The sequence below is a fragment of the Planctomycetota bacterium genome (genome assembly GCA_016235865.1).
Lineage (GTDB): Bacteria > Planctomycetota > MHYJ01 > JACQXL01 > JACQXL01 > JACRIK01.
Genome location: JACRIK010000034.1, coordinates 1 through 2,700, shown reverse-complemented (window position 1 = coordinate 2,700; position 2,700 = coordinate 1). Strand labels below are relative to the sequence as shown.

At 51.5% G+C, this 2,700-nt stretch carries 3 protein-coding genes; all 3 read left to right on the top strand.

Going from position 1 to position 2,700, the window contains the following annotated elements; all coding sequences use genetic code 11:
• Positions 1-49 precede the first annotated feature (49 nt).
• Positions 50-1,003 carry a 3-dehydroquinate synthase gene (aroB, locus tag HZA49_10920; GenBank protein ID MBI5779947.1) on the top strand — a complete coding sequence of 318 codons (954 nt, stop codon included), beginning with the start codon at positions 50-52 and terminating at the stop codon, positions 1,001-1,003.
• Between the two features lie 119 nt (positions 1,004-1,122).
• Entirely contained in the window at positions 1,123-2,217 is a 1,095-nt protein-coding gene (locus HZA49_10915; protein MBI5779946.1) for an EVE domain-containing protein, read from the top strand.
• Positions 2,218-2,298: 81 nt separating this feature from the next.
• A partial coding sequence (locus HZA49_10910) for an SAM-dependent methyltransferase (protein MBI5779945.1) occupies positions 2,299-2,700 on the top strand: 402 nt, incomplete at its 3' end.

Below are 2,700 nucleotides of genomic sequence, written 5' to 3'. Positions count from 1 at the left end.
TGCCGCGCTGCGCCTCCCCGCCCGGGTCTTTCTCGTCACCGATACCCGGGTGCACGGCCTTTACGGGGACCAACTAGTCACAATCCTGCAGGACGGGGGCTACTCCCCTACCCTGCTCACGGTGCCCCGGGGCGAGAAAGCCAAAACCTGGCCGGTGGCCCAGCGCCTGGCCCGGGAACTCCTGGTCCGGGGTGCGGACCGCAGCTCCCCTCTAATCGCCCTGGGAGGGGGCGTGGTGGGGGACCTCACCGGCTTTCTGGCCTCCATCTTCATGCGGGGCGTGCCTTTCCTCCAGGTCCCCACCACCTTGCTGGCCATGGTGGACGCGGCCATCGGCGGCAAAACCGCAATCAACCTGCCGGAAGGGAAAAACCTCCTGGGCACTTTTCATCAACCCCGGCTGGTGGCCATTGACCCCCAATTCCTCCGGACCCTGCCCCCGTCCCAGCGCCGCAACGGCCTGGCCGAGGTCCTCAAGGCCGGATTTATCCGGGACCCGGAGCTGCTGACCCGGCTGGATAAAGAGGCGAAACGCATTTTTAAGGACGAGGAAGAATTGACGGCGATTATCCACCGGGCCGCGGCCATCAAGGCGGAAGTGGTGGCCGCGGATGAGCGGGAGGGGGGCCTGCGCCGCATCCTCAATTTCGGCCACACCCTGGGCCACGGCCTGGAACAGGCCTCCCGCTTCCGCCTGGCCCACGGCGAGGCCGTGGCCTGGGGCATGCTGGCCGCGCTGGGCCTCTCGGAAAATCTGGCGGGACTGCCTCAGGAAGAAGGGACCTGGGGCCGCCAGTTAATTAAAAATTTCGGCCTGGCCCGCTTCCTCCCCCGCCTCGACCCGCAAGCAGTCCTCTCCGCCCTGACCCTGGACAAGAAACGCCAGGAGGACCGGGTGGTCTTTGTACTCCTTAAACGCCTGGGGGAGCCGGTGATCCAGGAGGACGTGTCTTTAGAAATGATTAAAGATGTTATGGGTGAGGTTTTTGGTGGTAGGGATTAAGGGTTCATAATTTTCTAAAAATTCAAAATATCAACATAAAGAAAAGAACTTGAATTGAGGTCTTTAAAGGTGGTAATGATTTCATAGAGTATAAATGCACAGGAGTGGCAAGAGAAACCATGACTGACAGAAATTACTGGTCAGACGTATTCTCGTTAAAATCATGGGCCGAATTTCTTAATGCAGGGGGGGAGGTTTCTGGACATCCGGAAAAGAGGTGGAATGCTGTTCAGACGATAAAACCAGGAGATTATCTTCTAGCTTATCTGACCAAAGTTTCTCGTTTTGTGGGAATATTGGAAGTTGTTTCAGAGCCTTATCGTGAAAATAGTCAAATCTGGGAAGATGCTTTATACCCATGCCGTTTAAAGGTTAGGATCGTAACGAGCCTTACCCCTGAAACAGCTATCCCAATTGAAATGCTAAGAGATCGACTTTCAATATTTAAAAATCTTACTCACCCAAGTGCTTGGACATATCCGTTCCTTATTTCTCCATATAAATTAAATGCTAAGGATGGAGAAGCTATCGTTAATGCCATTCTTAAGGCCCAAAAGAATCCTGTGTTACGACCACTACCTAAGGGAAAGCCTCCTCTTGGTCCTAAAAGAGTGCAGACAAAAATTGGGCCTGTAACTGTGCCAGGTCCTGAAGAAGTTACTGAATATTCGAAAGAGTCTTCTATCCATGATGAGATTCAATGGCAATTATTAAAAATAGGCAACGATATGGGATTAGATGTGTGGGTGGCTAGAAATGACCGAAACAAGGAAGTTCAGGGTCATCGGTTTACTGATTTAACCCATCTTAAAGAGAAACTACCAGTCCAGTTTGATGAGGCTACCAACCGAACAATTGAGCTTATAGATGTTCTTTGGCTGAAGGGAAATGCTATAACAGCCGCCTTCGAAATCGAAAGCACCACCTCAATCTATTCAGGTCTTCTCCGCATGTCCGACTTGATAGCTATGCATCCCAACGTCAGTATACCGCTTTATATTGTTGTGCCAGAGGAGCGGCGCAATAAGGTATTTACCGAGGTTAATCGTCCCACCTTTTCTCGCTTATCTCCGCCATTGAGTCAAATATGTAAGTTGATCACTTTCTCAACGTTACAAGAACGAATCAAACAAATTGAACCATATATAGATTGCATAAAACCACTTGAATTTCTTGATAAACTTTCGGAGTCCTGTGAAGTAAAAAAATCCTAAACCGCCATCCTTCGCAATCTAATATTAAAAATCATCAAAATGCCTTGCGAAAATAAATTTGTGAGGGAGGGTGACAATATCATGTGGCCCAGATCCCTTCGAAAGTTAGCTTGGTTAATTGTGATTTGCCTTGCTCTACCAGGAACAACTCAAGGGCAATCCCTTAAAAGTCAAGAAAAAGCCCCCAGGAGAGAGACTATCAAATCCTTGCAACTCAATCCCATCGGCACGGTCAAACACCAGGGAAAACAAACTTTCCTGGAGATCCTGCCCCAGTACGCCCCGGCCCTGGACGGCCTGGCCGGATTTTCCCATGTCTGGGTGCTCTACTGGTTCCATGAAAACGACACCCCCGAAGAACGGGCCACCCTCAAGGTCCATCCCCGCCGGGACCCCGCCAATCCCTTGACCGGCGTCTTCGCCACCCGGGCCCCGGTCCGGCCCAACCTCATCGGTCTCACCCCTTGCCGTATTCTCAAGGTG

Coding starts and splice junctions, on each gene's coding strand:
- HZA49_10915 (MBI5779946.1), top strand. CDS start 1,123: ATGACTGACAGAAATTACTGGTCAGACGTATTCTCGTTAAAATCATGG.